Genomic DNA, 14,792 nt, shown 5'->3' with positions numbered 1-14,792 from the left:
GTAGCTCCCAGCTGGCTAAAAATAAAAAAGGCAGCCTACATTTCAGCTACCTTTCACGCTCACTCATTAACTTGTCATTTTCTTTATCCATGATTTTTGTGATTTCCTCAACAAATTGATTGATCAATATTAGCTCTTGCTCATTATAAGCTGAGCATAATTCTTTTGTGGCCATAGAGAGCGATTGATAGTGCGATTTAATCTGTTCCTGCCTTTCCGGTATCGGCATAATCATGACCTTTCTTCCGTCCAATTGATCTCGTTCCCTTTTAACATAACCCGACTTCTCAAGGCGATTGATCAGTGCCGTAACCGAACCCGTGCTCAATCCTGTAATTTTGGATAATTCACCGGCGGTAATCGGTCCTGTTTCATTCAATATTTCAGCACTCTTTAAGTCCGTATGGGACACGCCTATTTTCTGGGCCATATTTTGTTGAAATAACACGGATCTCATTCCATACCGCTGCAATCTGTGTGTTAAACTCTCTAACAGAGTTGAATTCACCCTATTATCGCTTGACATAAAATGCCACCCCTTTTACACTTGAATTTATCTTGATTATCAAGATAAATGTTTTGTTTCATCTTAACGTTACCCTTCAACCATGTAAAGGAAATTCATGAGCTGGTTGATATGAAGGAGGAAAATAAATAAATGAACGATCAAAAAAAACAAAAATTCATTGTTGCCGGTTTACTGCTGAGTATCTTGATGTCAGCAATGGATAATACGATTGTTGCGACGGCTATGGGAACGATCGTTTCTGATTTAGGCGGATTTGATAAGTTTGTATGGGTGACATCTGCCTATATGGTCGCCACGATGGCAAGTATGCCGATATTCGGTAAGCTTTCGGACATGTATGGAAGAAAGAGGTTTTTTATTTTCGGACTTATAGTCTTTTTGATTGGTTCCGCATTATGCGGCATGGCTCAGAGCATCGTGCAGTTAAGTATCTTCCGTGCAATCCAAGGGATCGGCGGAGGCGCCCTGATGCCTATAGCCTTTACGATCATTTTTGATATTTTCCCACCTGAAAAACGGGGAAAATTAACTGGCCTTTTCGGTGCTGTATTTGGGGCATCAAGCGTATTGGGACCACTTTTAGGTGCCTATATTACCGAATACTCCAGCTGGCACTGGATTTTCTACGTCAATGTTCCGATTGGGATCATTTCTTTATTTTTCATCTGGAATTATTACAAGGAGTCACCCAACACCCGAGAGCAAAAAATTGATTGGGGTGGCGCAGCAACTCTCGTCATTGCCGTTATCAGCTTAATGTTCGCTCTCGAACTGGGCGGGGAGTATGGCTGGAGTTCCTCTCCCATCATAGGCCTGTTTGCCAGTTTTGTAGTTTTCTTCGTTTCATTTTTCTTTTTCGAAAAAAGAGCAAAAGATCCAATCATTTCATTATGGCTGTTTAAAAGGCGATTATTTGCCACTTCTCAGATTTTAGCGATTCTTTATGGCGGTACATTCATTATATTAACCGTCTATATCCCGATTTTCGTGCAGGCAGTTTACGGTGGTTCCGCAACAAATGCAGGACTGATCCTAACTCCCATGATGCTTGGTTCTGTATTCGGCAGTGCAATTGGCGGGATATTCAATACAAAGACAAGCTTTCGTAACTTAATGACGATTTCCGTCATCTTTTATTTTGCAGGAATGCTTTTATTAGGGACCATCACCCAGGATACCAGCAGGACTTTATTAACTTTGTACATGATTTTGACTGGATTTGGCATGGGCTTTTCCTTCTCCCTCTTGCCTATAGCATCCATCCACAACTTGGAACCTAGATACCGGGGGTCGGCCAACTCAACAAACTCCTTCCTTCGTTCTTTTGGGATGACACTCGGTGTAACGATTTATGGAGCGATTCAGAACAATGTATTCACAAGTAAAATGACGGATGCGTTTAAAGGAATGCAAGGAAGTCCGGATACAGCCGGATTGATGGAGGATCCACGCCAGCTCTTCCAATCGGATGCACGTGCCGAGATTCCTGACTTTATCCTGGATAAAATCGTTCATGCGATGTCCGATTCGATATCAATGATATTCACCTTAGCCCTAATACCGATCGGTCTTGCAGCCATCACTGTGTTCTTCATGGGAAAAACAAGGGTGGAAACACCTTCAAAAAAGGAATCCTTTCAATAAACAAGAAGCGCTGCACTTCCAGCGCTTTTTGTATTTTCATCTCCCTTCTATAAAGGAGGTGATGATTGCCGAAAAATCATTCGACTACTAAAATATAAGTAACACATTCACATACCGAGGTGAGAAGTTTGAAGATCGTATGTTTTGGAGACAGTTTAACAAGAGGCATTTCTTATGTTAGAGGGCGCCTTCGCATCATTAAAGAAAATTATCCAAACTCTTTAGCTAAGCTAACAGAATCTTTGCCATTCGTCGAGGTTTTGAATAAAGGGGTTTTCAATGATAACTCCGACCTGTTGGTTAGCCGGATCGAGAAAGACGTCATGTCTGAAAATCCCGATATCGTATTAATAGAGGTCGGTGGAAACGACTGTAACTTTCATTGGGACGAAGTAGCCAAGAATCCAGATGGTGACCATGAGCCCATCGTTCCAATCGAACGCTACCTGGAAAATATCACACAACTTGTCAAGCAGGTTCAGGACAAGCATATTACCCCTTTCCTTTTAACTCTTCCGCCACTGGATCCTGCCAGATATTACAGATCCATCGCCGATAAGTTCGGTCATTCAATCGGGCATTTCGTTTCCCATGTCGGCGGTATTGAACATTGGCATGGGATGTATAATCGCCAATTGAAAAGCCTTGCAGAGGAACTAAAGGTGCCTTTGATCGACGTCCGTTCCTATATTAAATCCTCCGGTGACTTGGGTCCCTTGATTAGCGATGATGGCATCCACCTCACTTCAGAAGGATACCAGCAAATGAGCCTGGCCATTTTCAGTGATTTGCGGAAGCATATGGATGAAGATAGGTTTCCTCAGCCATAAAACGGTAAAAAGGCAAAGCATGGCGCTTTGCCTTTTTGGGTTTTACAGACTTTTCACTTCCACGTTTTCCGGAAGCTTGAAAGGGTTTTCGGTATTGATCCGGTCATAAAACATCATCCCGTTCAAATGATCTAGCTCATGTTGAAACACGATTGCAGCAAAGCCCTTCAGCCGCATCTCTATTTCCTCACCATTACCGTCCAAAGCTTTGATTTTAACCCGTTCATAACGCGGTACATATCCTTTAATATCACGGTCGACAGAAAGGCAGCCTTCACTTTGCGGTAAATAGATCATTGTGGCCGAGTGGCTGATGATTTTCGGATTCACTAGGGCATATTCAAACAGCTTCCCCTTTTCGTCGGGAAAATACATGACGAACATGCGTTTATTCAAGCCTATCTGATTGGCAGACAACCCAACTCCTTCACGCAAGTTGAACTTCTTTTGGAGTTTTGGATCCTGACTGTTTTTCAGGTATTGCATCATGCATTCCAGCGTTTCACGATCTTCATCCGATATCGGCAGGCTAACTTCATCCGTTACCTGACGCAGAATGGGATCCCCTTCTCTGACGATATCCTTCATTGTAATCATATAGTCTTTTATAAATTTACTCATAGAACTTCACACTCTTCTACCATTTTATTTTTTCATGACTTAGACCATTTCACTTTAGCATTTCGCATTTAAAAAGTCTAATATGCCGGTTAGATTAAATATTTCTAAATTCCGGACTCTTTAAACTCTCATATATAAGTGTTATTTCTTGCCTTTAACATTATTTACCTTTAATTTAAGGTACAAAGACCTATAGATTACATGTTTAAAAATTTTATACTGAATATATATACTTAAAGGAGATGAAAAATTGAACTCGAACTCTAAATTAGTTTCGAAATTGCTGCCGTTCCTTACGGCTCTCATTGTGATAATTGCTGGAATCAGTTGGTATGCTGTTACTCAGTCAAAGGATATGGTCATTCCTTTTTCATCGGTGGAAAAAACGATTAAAGCCCAAAATGGAGCTCTTGTCACCATTGAAGAAAAAAGAAATGGCACTCTTCACATCTCCACACCAGATGGAGAATACGTTTCCAGTATTCCTCCCAACAGTCAAATGATCAATAAACTAGTCGAAACTTATAACGTTCAATATTCTTTTTCATCAACTAATAAATCAGCATTATGGATTTTAGGCGGGTTAATGGCGGCTCTCGTCACAACCGGTGTCATTATACAGAAAAAATCAAAGGGCGGATTGCGGATCGGCAGCAAAAAACAAAGCCTTTCCACCCCAAAACCCCTGCCTGAGATAACTTTGGATGATGTAGGCGGTTTGCAATCCGATATCAAACAGGAAATCCTTCAGACACTTACTACACTAAAGGAACCTGAACGTTCAGCTAAAATTGGAATTAAGCCGCCTCAAGGCATTTTATTATACGGCCCTCCTGGAACGGGGAAAACGCTGCTTGCACAGGCAATTGCAAAAGAGCTTGGTGCAAACTTCTTCTCAACGAGCGGTTCAGCCTTCAACGAAATGTTTGTTGGAGTCGGTGCAGCCCGAGTCCGCAGCCTTTTCCAAAATGCACGTAAGCAATCGCCAGCTGTCATTTTCATCGATGAAGTGGACGCATTGGCTGGTAAAAGGAAACCCCATGGCGGGGAAGAAGGCGAAAAAACGTTAACCGAACTGCTTGTCCAATTGGATGGAGGCCATCCAAATGAAGGCATTTTATTCATTGCAGCGACCAACAGGAAAGATATGCTCGATGAGGCATTTCTACGTCCTGGCAGGATTGATTTCTCTTTCCAAGTCCCACTTCCGGATACACAAGGAAGAAAGGAAATCATCGATATCCATACGAAGGGAAAGCGTCTAGCGACAGATGTCCTGGCTTCCCTGGATGAGTTGGCTGAAAGTACATCCGGTTTCTCCGGCGCTGACTTAAGCTCCCTTTTCGATACTGCCTCACGTCATGCCCTGAGGAATGAACAGGATATGATTCGTAAACAGGATCTTGATTACGCCATTGACCGTACGATTCTTGGAGCGACATCACGTACCTTGAATGACGCGGATACGAAGCGGCGTGTGGCCATCCATGAAAGTGGACATGCCCTGATCGCTGCTTTGACAAAGCCTGGTTCCGTTAGAAAGGCTACCATCATTCCGCGTGGGGAAGCCCTTGGATATGTAGCGCCAATACCAAAAGAACTTCATCTGGCAACAGCCAGTGAATTGCTTGATCAAGTCAAAATGATCTTGGCAGGCGGCGTGGCGGAAAGAATGTATTTAGGGGAACATAGCATCGGTGTAGGCGGAGATGTACAGCAGGCGAAACATCTGCTGGAACAAATGGTCGATACCGGAATGCTTCAAGATGGATTTACCCTCACCTTCAATAAAGGTGAGAAGGAGCAAAAGATGCAGGAATTATTCACGAAAGCGATTCAGGAAACGGAAATGTTGATTGACTCGAATCGCCTACAGTATGAAGAGCTCGTTGAAGAGTTATTGAAAAAAGAGACACTTGAGGGAACTGAAGTTCAGCGTATCGTTGACGCTTCGGAAATAACCGGCATATGCTCGAATGCATAATACTCTTCCCACTAAGTCTTAAGAACTGATTTCCAGAGCCTGTTTGCAATAAAACAGGCTCTTTTTTTCATATGTGGTATTGAGCCGCAAAGCCAATCTTTAATTAATATTTTATGTAGGCAGTCCCTGTGCTGCTAGCAAAACAAAATGAAAGGGAGGTCACTGGCAAAATCACAGTGGCCTTCCTCTACCGGAAACCTGACTGAATGAGTTACTTATCCGCTTCTGACCTGTTTTACATCAAGGGATTTAGCCATATGTTGTTTCGGTATCTTGGCCTTAAAATCATCCTTTTTCAAACGCATCGCAAATAATAGGGCTATGACGAGCAAAGCCACAGAACCTAGGAGAGCAAATTGATAGGATATTAAAATAACATGGTGCTCCCCATTCGTTCCTATCGAGCTAGTGCCCACTTCCCCCAGAATGCTGGCTAGGATGGCTACACCAATGGCAGAGCCAATCCGGTTTTGGACATTGAACAATGTGGCCGCCATTCCCATCGAAGCAGAGTTGATATTGGTGAAAGTGGAAAACTGTACGGCCACAACAGTATGTCCCAAACAGATACCGACGCTAAATAATAAGGCACGAAGGAACCAGGGGTTGGCTGTCGGCCCGACAATGCTAATCAATGTATAAATGATGATTGTACCAAGCAGCCCTATCCGGATCACCTGATGTATGCCCAGTTTCTTCGTAGTCCAAGGCATCATCCGGGAGGCCACCATCAAACCTATAGCTTCCGGGAAAGTGGTCAGCCCGCTTTCTAAAGCTGAAGCATGAAGCGAACTTTGATACATTAACGGGAACACGAAGAGCATCCCCAATAAGCCCGCCATTGAAAATAATGAAATGATGCCCAATGTCCGAAACAATCGATCGGATAATAAACGCAAATCAAGCATCGGTTCGTTCACACGCAGCTCCAATAGAATAAATGAGAGAACAAGAACTGCACCGATAATTCCTGTATACATGATAACGGGGGAACCCCATCCTTTAGATGGTCCTAAGCTCATTGCATACATCAGCATGGAAAAGCCTGCAGCTGACAATAAGAATCCTGGAAGGTCCAATCTGCCAGCAGTTGATTCTTTATTTTCTTTTAAAAACCATACACCGAATATCAGGACCATAATTCCGAAAGGGACATTTATATAAAATGCCCAACGCCAAGACAGCTGCTCCGCAAGGAATCCGCCAACAATCGGACCAACAGCTGGTGCGAATGCTATGGGAAGCACAAGGGAACGGGACACCTTTGGGCGTTCTTCAACAGAGAACGTTCTAAATAATATGGCCATTCCAATTGGTGTAAGGATCCCGCCTCCTGCCCCCTGCAAAACCCTGAACAAATTCAAGGTTTGAAGATTATTAGCGAATCCGCATAAAAAGGAGGCTGCCGTAAAGACACCCAATGCCATCAAGAAGATGTTCTTGGTTCCAAAACGATCCCCAAGCCACCCAGCTACCGGAAGGAATACAGCCAGGCTTACTAAATATCCTACATTAATGCCACTGGCTGAAGAGGGATCAAGATTAAATTCACTACTGATCGTTGGCAGGATCACATTGACAATCGTCCCGTCCATCGAAACCATGAACATCGCTATGACATAAACGATGCTAACTACTATTTTAGGGTCCATTTGTATCCTTACTTTCATTTTGTTCCATCAATGCTAGCAACTAGTTTTATGTATTTCCAGCAGTCCTCTCGATATATCAATGACCAGCCTTCTGGAATAACCAAAAAGGTGGGCCAAAGGGAATTTCGACCTTCTTCAATTATAAATTCATTGTAGATCCCATTTTCATTCACGAAACGGTTGGTCATCAGTCATTGTCCTCCTTCATAATTTTTTCAAATTCTCGATAGTGAATGTTTGTTAGCAATCTCCTAGCCAACCAATAATGATAATCATTATCAATCATAATCTACAGGTAATGATATATATTTATAACTTACTGGTCAAGTGCCTTCCGTGGATTTACTGAGAAAGTCCTATTTCTTACCAGTCACATTTCTCTTCAAAGCAACACGCAAAGCCCTGTTAATCAAAGGCGGCAAAACTGAAAGATGCCCTTCCCCTTCAAACTCGTTGAATTGAACATTCACTCTGCTATCCTTCAAGGATAATCGTTTTGATAATTCCAAAGCATTTTCATTCATCCCGCTTTTATGGTTGCCTTCCAGCTCCCCCACGCCAAGCAAAAAGGAAATATCACCATCCTTTCCTTGATTCAATCGGGAAAGAAACTTCTCCTCCTCCTCACGGAACCACTTTTTGTTCCAATGGAGAGATGGGCTTCCAGCCATTTCGAAACCGGCAAATCGCCAATCTATCCGGTGGTCAAAGACAAAAGGTTTGGCTGGCAATGGCTTTAGCACAGAAAACGGAGATTTTATTATTGGATGAGCCAACCACCTACCTTGATATGGCACATCAACTAGAGGTTTTGCAAATAGTTGAAAAGCTTAATAAAGAACAAAAAATAACGACTGTCATGGTATTGCATGACATTAACCATGCGTCACGGTTCTCACATGAAATCATAACGATGAAGGAAGGGGAAATCGTTAAAATCGGTACCCCAGGGGAAATCATCACACCTGCCGTTTTAGAGGAAGTCTTTCGTATTCATGCAAGGGTGATGATAGATCCGGCCAATGGAGCACCCGTTTGTTTAGGTTATGACAATTTATCACAGCAAGAAGTATATAAAGAAGCCGTTTTATCCAATTGAAAGGTGTGGTTCGGAAAACGTATAATTCATCAAATGATATTCCCGAATCAACTGACCCAAACCAACACCTCCAACTCCTCAGGTATGGTTTCCATCTAAATTTTATAACATAGTTGATTGGAGAGGAAGGTACGGGACTCCTGCTTAGAAAAGCGCGTCTAGGGGAGACCCCGCAGGCGCAAGCCGAGGAGGCTCCCCGACCGACCGCGGAAAGCGAGTGCCTGGATTGGAAATCAACATCCAAATTGTACTAGCCATAAAAAAACTGCAGGCAAACTCACTTTAGTTTGTCTACAGTCTAAAGTCAAAAGGGATGTCGACAAGTCGACATCCCTTTTTTAACCGTTTTATAGTTTTTCCAACTGGATGATATCTGGTGTATTTGGTTTCTGGATCCCTGACTTTTGCAACTTCACTGCCGTTCCTTCAGGTAAGTTAGTGAATATAATAGGAGTGACCGTTGATGGTGCATTCCGTTTAATGAAGTCTAAATCAATTTCCAAAAGAGGTGTTCCTTTTGTTATTCTTTGGCCTTCTTGAACAAGAGCTGTGAACCCTTCTCCATTTAATTTAACTGTATCTAAGCCAACATGGATCAGAATTTCCAGACCATTATCCATTTTCAAGCCCAGTGCATGATTTGTCGGGAAGATACTTAGCACTTCCCCATCGATTGGGGATACTAGTTTTCCGTTGACCGGCTCGATAGCGAAGCCATCCCCCATCATTTTCATGGCAAACACTTGATCGGGAACTTGTTCTATCGGTAAAACGGTTCCTTCAATTGGAAGGACAAAGTCATTTGCACCCAAAGCTTGGTTTTCCTCTACTATATCCTCTGCCACTTGTGCAGAAGGACCTGCTTTCACTTGGCTTGGATCGACGCCATTCTTGACAAGTTGTTTCATTGCATTTGCAACGAATTCAACATTCGTTCCAACAATGACCTGTACACTCGATTTATTCAACTTCATGACACCGCGCGCACCATGCCGTTTTAAGGCTGCTTCATTCACATTTCCTGAATCGGCCACTTGTAAACGCAAGCGTGTTGCACAGTTATCAATTAGCTTTATATTCTCTTTACCGCCAAGATCTTGAATGAAAAGCGATCCCATATCGGTATATTTATCCCCTGTTTTTACAATTGTTTCTTCTTCCACTTCTTCCTCATCGTCTTCACGGCCAGGTGTTTTTAAATCCATGATCTTGATGACAAAATAGAAAATCACGAAGTAAACTGCCGCGTATATCAATCCAATCGGAATTAACCATAGCGGTTTTTGCGCAATACCAAAGTTCAAGAAATAATCAATGGCTCCTGCGGAGAATCCAAACCCATGATGGATATCCAATATAACAGCAAGTGCCAGAGAGACCCCGGTTAAAAGGGCATGTATTACATATAACACCGGTGCGATGAACATGAACAGAAATTCAATCGGTTCAGTGATTCCTGTAAGGAAAGAAGTGAAAGCCAACCCAACAAGCATCCCTGTCACCAATTTACGTTTCTCTTTCTTAGCAGCTGCAATCATCGCTAATGCCGCAGCTGGAAGACCGAACATCATGATCGGGAAAAAGCCGGTCATGAAGGGCCCAGCAGTCGGGTCCCCTGCGAAGAAACGATTTATATCACCCGTCGCTCCATTGTACTCACCAAAGACGAACCAAACCATACTATTCAAGACATGATGCAATCCTACTGGAAGCAATAAGCGATTCAATACGCCGAATACGCCGGCACCCAATGCCCCTGCACCTGTAATCCAGTCACCGACACTATTGATTACATCTTGAATCGGAGGCCACACAAAACCGAATATTCCCGCAAGTATGATCATCGCAAGCGAAGTGATGATCGGGACGAATCGTTTCCCTGAAAAGAATCCAAGCCATTCAGGGAGTCTTATGTCGGAGTATCTATTATATAGAAGAGCGGCAACTATACCCGATATAATACCGCCTAAAACAGCCATGTTGATTTCTTTATCAATCGCTTGTGTACCATTCGTTAATACAAAGTATCCAACAAGGCCTGATAATGCCGCAGCGCCACTTCCATCTTTGGATAATCCTATCGCTATTCCCAAGGCGAACAATATCGCAAGGTTATCGAATATCGCCTTTCCAGCTGCGGCAATAAAGGCAATATCAAGTAAATCCGGTTGCCCTAAACGAAGCAATAACGCGGCTGCTGGTAAAACGGCAATCGGTAACATTAAAGCTTTCCCAATCTTTTGTAAAAAATTTAACATCGAACTCATCTCCCTTGTACCTAACTTCTTTGATCAACAACAAGATGTATTAAGCGTTTTCATTTTATCAATATAATAACTTTTCTTTGGGATTATACTAGCACAGAAAATATATAGATGTCTATACCAATTTACTTGTAAATATACTATATTCTTCGAAAACAAAGTAAAAATATCATTTTTGTTCTTGATACTCCTTAACTGGTCTAGACAACTTTTAATAAAAACGATAAAATGAGGGCAAAATATATGAGACCATTTCATGACTCATTCATTAAGTTTTACTTTCATAAAGGAGATTATGTATGAAAACATTCATTATTAATAATCTAATGGTTTACAGCGAAAAGGAAACATACAAAAATGGATTCATTAAAGTCGTGGATGGAAAAATTGCCGAAGTTGGTCCAGTCAGCCAATACAAACAGGACGATGATGCCAAGGTAATTACTCTTTCACCGGATTATCAGGTAATTCCCGGTGCCATCGACATTCATATTCACGGAGCATCCAATTCCGATGCAATGGATGCCACACATGACGCATTATCCACAATGGCAAAGACCCTTCCTAAAGAAGGAACCACCAGCTTTCTGGCCACTACAATGACCCAATCCACCCAAGCCATTGAATCAGCACTTCTTAACGCTGGTAAATATATCGAGAATCAAACTCAAGAACACGCTGAAATAGTTGGAATTCATTTAGAAGGTCCTTTCATTTCACCGGCCCGTAAAGGAGCACAGCCTGAGGATTATATCGTTGATCCCGATGTCACTCTATTTAAAAAATGGCAGGAAATGGCCGAAAATCAAATCAAACTTGTAACGCTTGCTCCTGAACAACCGAACGGATTAGATCTTGCCGCCCACTTAAGGGGAACTGGCGTCGTCGCCTCCATCGGCCATTCAGATGCAACATATGACCAAATAGATGAAGCAATCCAGGCAGGGACTACCCACGTTACACATCTTTATAATGGGATGCGTGGACTCCATCACCGCGAACCAGGTGTTTTGGGAGCTGCTTATCTTCGAGACGAGCTATATGTTGAACTTATTGCTGATGGCATTCACTGCAGGCCGGAAATGATCAAGCTGGCATATAACCAAATTACCAGCGAACGAATGATACTGATAACGGACTCGCTTCGTGCCAAATGGCTTGAAAAGGGAACCTATGATTTAGGTGGTCAGCCTGTTAATGTTGACGAAACTAAAGCAACGCTTTCAGACGGCACACTAGCCGGCAGTATATTGAAAATGAACGATGCCATCAAGAACACAATGAAATATACCGATTGTTCCATGACTGACATTATAAAAATGACGGCGGAAAACCCTGCCAAACAACTTCGGATTTTTGACAGAAAAGGAAGCATCCAGGTCGGCAAAGAGGCAGATCTTGTAATATTGAATGATCGCTTGGACGTCGAAATGACGTTCTGCAGAGGAAATTTAGCTTTTAAAAAGGAGAATGTATAATGAATATCATACAAGTGCAGGACTACACGGAAATGAGCCGGACAGCCGCAGAAATATTGATCGGAAAAGTCAAAGGAAATCCAAATATCAAATTGGGCCTTGCAACAGGCGGTACCCCTAAAGGAATGTACGATAATTTGATTGAAGATCACGTGCGCAATCATACTTCATATGAACATGTAACGTCTTTTAATCTTGACGAGTATATCGGCTTAAAACCAAATGATCCAAACAGTTACCATTTTTATATGGATGACTCCTTATTCACTCACATCAATATAAATAAAGAGCGTACTCACCTGCCTAATGGCACAGCCGATGACACGAACGGAGAATGTCAACGGTATGACGAAATGATTGATTCCGTAGGTGGGATCGATCTTCAGATACTTGGCATTGGCCAAAATGGCCATATTGGTTTTAATGAACCTGGAACTTCCTTCACATCCGGGACACATGTCGTGACACTTGAAGATTCAACGCGCCAAGCGAATGCACGTTATTTCGACTCCATAGACGAAGTTCCGACACATGCCGTTACGATGGGCATTTCAACAATCATGAAAAGCAAAGAAATTCTGCTGCTGATTTCTGGTGAAGAAAAAGCCGAAACACTGAAGAAATTGATACACGGTGACATTTCCGAGGAATTTCCTGCATCTATCCTAAAAAAACATAATAGTGTTACAATTATCGCAGACCAAAAAGCGTTATCCGGAGTGATAATACCCTAAAGGAGCGAAAGTCGATGATTGATAAAAACTCACCTCTTCCGATTTATTTTCAAATCGAAGAACAAATAAAAAGAAAAATAGAAAACGGTGAGTTCCAAGCGCACGATGCCCTTCCATCTGAACGTGAATATGCCGAGCAATTCGAAATTAGCCGGATGACCGTCCGCCAAGCCATAAATAATTTGGTGAATGACGGATACTTATACCGTCAGAAAGGAAGGGGAACCTTTGTCGCCGATAAGAAATTGGAGCAGCAGCTCAATGGGCTGACCAGTTTTACCGAGGACATGAAGGCCAGGGGATTAAATCCAAGCAGCAAGCTGCTGAGCTTTGAAATCATTCCGGCAGATAAGAAGATTGCCAGTGAATTGCACATTTCCCTTTATGCTCCCGTTTATGAAATAAAACGCATTCGGTTGGCTGATGATGTTCCAATGGCGCTCGAGACCGTGTACATGTCTGCCAATTTAATTAAAGGATTAACGGAAGAAATCATTAACCTTTCCCTTTACCAGTATGTGGAGAACTACGTTAAACTAAAAATAGACTATGCTTCACAAACGTTGGAATCATCGATTGCTTCTGAATTGGAAGTGACCCATTTAGCAATTCCGAAGCACTCACCCATATTATTCATTCAAAGGAATACGTTCTTAATAGACGGAACTCCCCTTGAATATGTTAAATCGGCTTATCGTGCGGACAGGTATAAGTTCACTATCAACATAAGCAGATAAAATTGAATATTTTCATCACTATAGTCTTTTAATTGCCAAAGGTAATCGGAGGGTGTCACAAATATGAACTCATACTTTGAAGAAGTGCAGGTATTACTCACAATTGTGGGAGAACAGGAAAAGCAATCAATTAAGGAATCTGTGGAACATATCTCAAAAGCAGTCATGTCGGATGGGATCATCCATCTATTCGGGAGCGGGCACTCCCACATTTTGACCGAAGAGGTATTCTACCGGGCAGGTGGGTTAGCCGCAATTCGTCCAATTTTCGTTGAAGATCTAATGCTTTTTAAAGGAGCTTCAAGGGCATCCCAACTTGAACGCCAAAATGACCTATCAGAGAAATTCATGCATGATGAAGATATCCGTCCTGGTGATGTCTGTATTGTCATTTCGTCATCCGGCGTAAATCCCGTTCCGATAGATGTCGCCACTATCGCAAAAGAAAAAGGGGCATTCGTCATTGGACTAACATCACCGGAGTATGCAAAAAGTTGTTCTTCACGGCATAAACAGAAGCATTATCTCCACGATGTCGTTGATTTGGTCATAGACAATCATATTGCCAAAGGTGACACATTACTGAAATCAAATAATATACCTTTTGGTTCCGGATCGACCGTGGTCGGGGCCGTTCTCCTCAATATGGTTTTCACGCAAGTCATCCAAACGATTATTGAATCAGGGGAAACCCCTCCCGTATTCCTAAGCAGTAATATCGAAGGGGCAGATGAACACAATCAAAAGATCATCGCGAAATATAAAACAAGAATTCCCCAATTATGAAATGGAATACATAGTTTTTTTGTTTCGGTTGTTTATTTCTTACTGTAGGCAAACTCCATCGAGTTGGTCTACAGTTTTTTTGAGAGTTTGGAAGTTGACCGTTGAATTCCTCTGCAGGCACTCGCTTTCCGCGGGCGGTCCGTGAGATCCTCGGCGCCTTTAGCGCACGGTATGTCTCCCTTGGACTCTCTTTTCCGCAAGAGACCCGTACCTTCCTTTCCAATCAACAGAGTTTAAGTAATTAGACAGAACTCCATGTGCCAACAGTCTTTCTGCAACCTTTATTGAAAAGCTTTTCCATCCTATCTTAAGTAAAAGTTTCATTTAACGCATAGCATGTATTTGTTGATTCCACACATTCGTTTCATGCACCAGCAGACCGTAACAGATTTGTGTTGTAGACGAGTGTAACACCGATTGAGAAAGTTGTTAAT

The 14,792-nt window shown here is 42.3% G+C and carries 14 protein-coding genes; 8 read left to right on the top strand and 6 right to left on the bottom strand.

Features of this window, described 5'->3' with window-relative positions; translation table 11 throughout:
- Positions 1–46 precede the first annotated feature (46 nt).
- Positions 47–526, bottom strand: coding sequence for a MarR family winged helix-turn-helix transcriptional regulator (locus tag AC1DIV_RS20500; protein ID WP_340878320.1), 480 nt, complete (start codon positions 524–526; stop codon positions 47–49).
- A 132-nt stretch (positions 527–658) separates the two neighbouring features.
- On the opposite strand from AC1DIV_RS20500, the gene AC1DIV_RS20495 reads away from it, so the two are divergent.
- On the top strand, positions 659–2,173 hold the full coding sequence (locus tag AC1DIV_RS20495) for an MDR family MFS transporter (RefSeq protein ID WP_340878319.1): 1,515 nt from the start codon (positions 659–661) through the stop codon (positions 2,171–2,173).
- A 128-nt stretch (positions 2,174–2,301) separates the two neighbouring features.
- Entirely contained in the window at positions 2,302–3,003 is a 702-nt protein-coding gene (locus tag AC1DIV_RS20490; protein ID WP_340878318.1) for an SGNH/GDSL hydrolase family protein, read from the top strand.
- A gap of 42 nt (positions 3,004–3,045) precedes the next feature.
- On the opposite strand, the gene def is transcribed toward AC1DIV_RS20490, so the two are convergent.
- Positions 3,046–3,624, bottom strand: a complete 579-nt coding sequence (def, locus tag AC1DIV_RS20485) for a peptide deformylase (protein WP_048688779.1) — start codon at positions 3,622–3,624, stop codon at positions 3,046–3,048.
- A 250-nt stretch (positions 3,625–3,874) separates the two neighbouring features.
- Here def and AC1DIV_RS20480 point away from each other — a divergent pair, with 250 nt between their 5' ends.
- Positions 3,875–5,608, top strand: coding sequence for an AAA family ATPase (locus AC1DIV_RS20480; protein ID WP_340878316.1), 1,734 nt, complete (start codon positions 3,875–3,877; stop codon positions 5,606–5,608).
- A 215-nt stretch (positions 5,609–5,823) separates the two neighbouring features.
- Here the strand turns inward: AC1DIV_RS20480 and AC1DIV_RS20475 are convergent, their stop codons facing one another.
- The 3 genes from AC1DIV_RS20475 to AC1DIV_RS20465 form a co-directional block, all read right to left on the bottom strand.
- Positions 5,824–7,278 (bottom strand): DHA2 family efflux MFS transporter permease subunit, encoded by a 1,455-nt coding sequence (locus AC1DIV_RS20475; protein WP_340878315.1) that lies wholly within the window; start codon positions 7,276–7,278, stop codon positions 5,824–5,826.
- Positions 7,275–7,448 carry an MbtH family NRPS accessory protein gene (locus AC1DIV_RS20470; RefSeq protein ID WP_251543070.1) on the bottom strand — a complete coding sequence of 58 codons (174 nt, stop codon included), beginning with the start codon at positions 7,446–7,448 and terminating at the stop codon, positions 7,275–7,277. Before AC1DIV_RS20470 ends, AC1DIV_RS20475 begins: the two co-directional genes overlap by 4 nt.
- A gap of 168 nt (positions 7,449–7,616) precedes the next feature.
- Positions 7,617–7,859 carry an alpha/beta hydrolase gene (locus AC1DIV_RS20465; protein WP_340878313.1) on the bottom strand — a complete coding sequence of 81 codons (243 nt, stop codon included), beginning with the start codon at positions 7,857–7,859 and terminating at the stop codon, positions 7,617–7,619.
- A gap of 56 nt (positions 7,860–7,915) precedes the next feature.
- Between AC1DIV_RS20465 and AC1DIV_RS20460 the strand changes: the two genes are divergently transcribed.
- On the top strand, positions 7,916–8,359 hold the full coding sequence (locus AC1DIV_RS20460) for an ABC transporter ATP-binding protein (protein WP_340878312.1): 444 nt from the start codon (positions 7,916–7,918) through the stop codon (positions 8,357–8,359).
- 347 nt (positions 8,360–8,706) lie between these two features.
- On the opposite strand, the gene nagE is transcribed toward AC1DIV_RS20460, so the two are convergent.
- Positions 8,707–10,617, bottom strand: coding sequence for an N-acetylglucosamine-specific PTS transporter subunit IIBC (nagE, locus tag AC1DIV_RS20455; protein WP_340878310.1), 1,911 nt, complete (start codon positions 10,615–10,617; stop codon positions 8,707–8,709).
- A 305-nt stretch (positions 10,618–10,922) separates the two neighbouring features.
- On the opposite strand from nagE, the gene nagA reads away from it, so the two are divergent.
- The 4 genes from nagA (at position 10,923) to AC1DIV_RS20435 (ending at position 14,358) form a co-directional block, all read left to right on the top strand.
- Positions 10,923–12,101 carry an N-acetylglucosamine-6-phosphate deacetylase gene (gene nagA, locus AC1DIV_RS20450; RefSeq protein WP_340878309.1) on the top strand — a complete coding sequence of 393 codons (1,179 nt, stop codon included), beginning with the start codon at positions 10,923–10,925 and terminating at the stop codon, positions 12,099–12,101.
- On the top strand, positions 12,101–12,835 hold the full coding sequence (nagB, locus tag AC1DIV_RS20445; RefSeq protein ID WP_063595476.1) for a glucosamine-6-phosphate deaminase: 735 nt from the start codon (positions 12,101–12,103) through the stop codon (positions 12,833–12,835). Before nagA ends, nagB begins: the two co-directional genes overlap by 1 nt.
- A gap of 14 nt (positions 12,836–12,849) precedes the next feature.
- Positions 12,850–13,572: a GntR family transcriptional regulator gene (locus tag AC1DIV_RS20440; protein WP_034304859.1), complete on the top strand. Its 723-nt coding sequence runs from the start codon at positions 12,850–12,852 to the stop codon at positions 13,570–13,572.
- Positions 13,573–13,635: 63 nt separating this feature from the next.
- Positions 13,636–14,358 (top strand): SIS domain-containing protein, encoded by a 723-nt coding sequence (locus AC1DIV_RS20435; protein ID WP_340878308.1) that lies wholly within the window; start codon positions 13,636–13,638, stop codon positions 14,356–14,358.
- The last annotated feature ends 434 nt before the right edge of the window (positions 14,359–14,792 follow it).

Source organism: Peribacillus sp. 05N428 (assembly GCF_056397085.1).
Note: the sequence above shows the minus strand (reverse complement) of the source record. Positions and strands in the feature narration are given on the sequence as shown.